Annotated in this window: 2 protein-coding genes; both read left to right on the top strand. The window is 62.7% G+C overall.

Annotated elements, in window-relative coordinates; all coding sequences use genetic code 11:
• Positions 1-579, top strand: a 579-nt coding sequence (locus E0F99_RS29720) for a zinc-binding dehydrogenase (RefSeq protein WP_165447659.1), incomplete at its 5' end; no start/stop codon positions are given.
• Between the two features lie 3 nt (positions 580-582).
• The gene (locus E0F99_RS29725) at positions 583-2,115 is read left to right on the top strand and encodes an FGGY-family carbohydrate kinase (RefSeq protein ID WP_083357829.1); all 1,533 of its coding nucleotides are present in this window, start codon (positions 583-585) and stop codon (positions 2,113-2,115) included.
• The last annotated feature ends 51 nt before the right edge of the window (positions 2,116-2,166 follow it).

The following is a 2,166-nucleotide window of genomic DNA, read 5'->3' on the forward strand; positions in this document are numbered from 1 at the left end:
TGTTCGATTCACACCGTCAACCGCGGTGAAATCCAGCTCGATGACGTGGTGGTGATTGCCGGTGCCGGCACCCTGGGGCTGTGCATGGTCCAGGTGGCCGCACTGAAAACCCCGAAAAAACTGGTGGTGATCGACATGGTCGACGAGCGCCTGGAACTGGCCAAGCAATTTGGCGCCGACGTGGTGATCAACCCGTCCCGTGACAACGCCCGCGAGATCATCAACGGCCTCACCGATCATTACGGCTGCGACGTGTACATCGAAACCACCGGCGTGCCGGCCGGTGTGACCCAAGGCCTGGACCTGATCCGCAAACTCGGGCGTTTTGTCGAGTTCAGCGTATTTGGCGCCGAGACCAGTGTCGACTGGTCGATCATCGGCGACCGCAAGGAGCTCGACGTACGCGGCGCTCACCTCGGCCCGTATTGCTACCCGATTGCGATCGACCTGTTCGAACGCGGCCTGGTCACCTCCAAAGGCATCGTCACCCATGACTTCCCGCTGGATAACTTTGCCGAAGCGTTCGAGTTGGCCAACTCGACCAAGTCGATCAAGGTGCTGTTGAAGCCGGTGGTCTGAACGATGGAATACGTAATGGGTGTCGACATAGGAACCCAGAGCACCAAGGCAGTGCTGGTGGACGGTCAAGGTAGGATCATCGCCCAACACAGCCAAGGGTATCGAGTGGATACTCCGAAAGTGCGCTGGGCCGAACAATGGCCGCAGGTCTGGCTGGACGCCGTCGAGGCCTGCGTGGCGCAATGCATGGCCAAGGCCGGTGTGGCGGCGCAGCAGGTCAAGGCGCTGTGCATCAGCAGCCTGTACGGCGGTTCGGGAATTGCCGTGGATGCGCAGATCACGCCGCTGCACCCGTGCCTGATCTGGATGGACCGCCGCGCCGGCGAGCAGGTGGCGTGGGTGCGTGAGCATGTGGACCTGGAGCGTTTATTCGCGGTCACCGGCAACTCGGTGGACAGCTACTACGGCTTCACCAAGATGCTCTGGCTCAAGCAGCATCAGCCGCAGGTGTGGGCGCAAACGCGCTACTTGCTGCCGCCTAACAGCTATATCAACTGGTGCCTGACCGGTGAATTGGCGGTGGACCATAGCAGCGCCGGCAACATTGGTGGCGTCTACGACGTGGCGCAACGGCGCTGGTCCGAGGAGATGCTGGCGGCACTCGAGATTCCGTTGGCGATGATGCCCGAGCGGCTGTTGTATTCCGGTGAAGTGGTCGGCGGGCTGTTGGCAACCTGGGCTACGCGCCTGGGGTTGCAGGCGGGTACGTCGATCCTCGCCGGAGGTGTGGACGCCGCCATGGCGACGTTGGCCGCCGGTGTCACCCAGCCCGGCAACCATGTGGCGATGATTGGCACCAGCATGTGCTGGGGCTACCTGAACCAGCAAGTGGACCCGCGCCACGGGTTGGTGAGCATGCCGCATGTCTACAACGGCCACCGGGACCTGTACATCTTTGGCGGCGCGATCACCGCCGGGGCGTCGGTCAGCTGGTTTCGCGAGCAGTTCTGCCAGGCCGAGGAGCAGCAGGCCAAAGCCACCGGGCAGGACAGCCTGGTGTTGCTGGAGCAGAGCGCGATGAAGGTGCCGGCGGGCAGCGAAGGCTTGTTGTTCCTGCCGTACTTGATGGGCGAACGCAGCCCGGTGTGGGATGACCGCGCCAGCGGCAGTTTTGTCGGGCTTAACCTGTACCACAGCCGCATTCACCTGTACCGCGCGGTGCTTGAAGGCGTGAGTTTCGCCCTGCGCCACAACATCGAAGCCGGCACGCAAGGCGCCCACTCGCTGGACCCGCGCCTGATTGTGGTGGGTGGCGCGAGCCATTCGGATGTGTGGATGCAGATTATTGCGGATGTCACCCGCTACCCGGTCTACACCATTGTGCAGGAGGTGGAAGCGGCGCTGGGCGCGGCGTTGCTGGCGGCGCATACGGTGGGGTTGGTGAGTGACGGGGAGATGGAGCGGGGCTGGGTGCAGTTGGAACTGCGCGCGCAGCCCAAGCGCGAGAATGTCGCGGTCTATGACCAGGCGTTTGCGGCGTATCTAACGCTGTATCCAGCCCTCAAACCCATCATGCACAGCCTGCAAAACAACTGAAACAACGCGGTCCAAAAATGTGGGAGCAGGCAAGCCAGCTCCCACAGGGGA

Source organism: Pseudomonas antarctica (assembly GCF_900624995.1).
Taxonomy (GTDB): domain Bacteria; phylum Pseudomonadota; class Gammaproteobacteria; order Pseudomonadales; family Pseudomonadaceae; genus Aquipseudomonas; species Aquipseudomonas antarctica.

Coding starts and splice junctions, on each gene's coding strand:
- E0F99_RS29725 (WP_083357829.1), top strand. CDS start 583: ATGGAATACGTAATGGGTGTCGACATAGGAACCCAGAGCACCAAGGCA.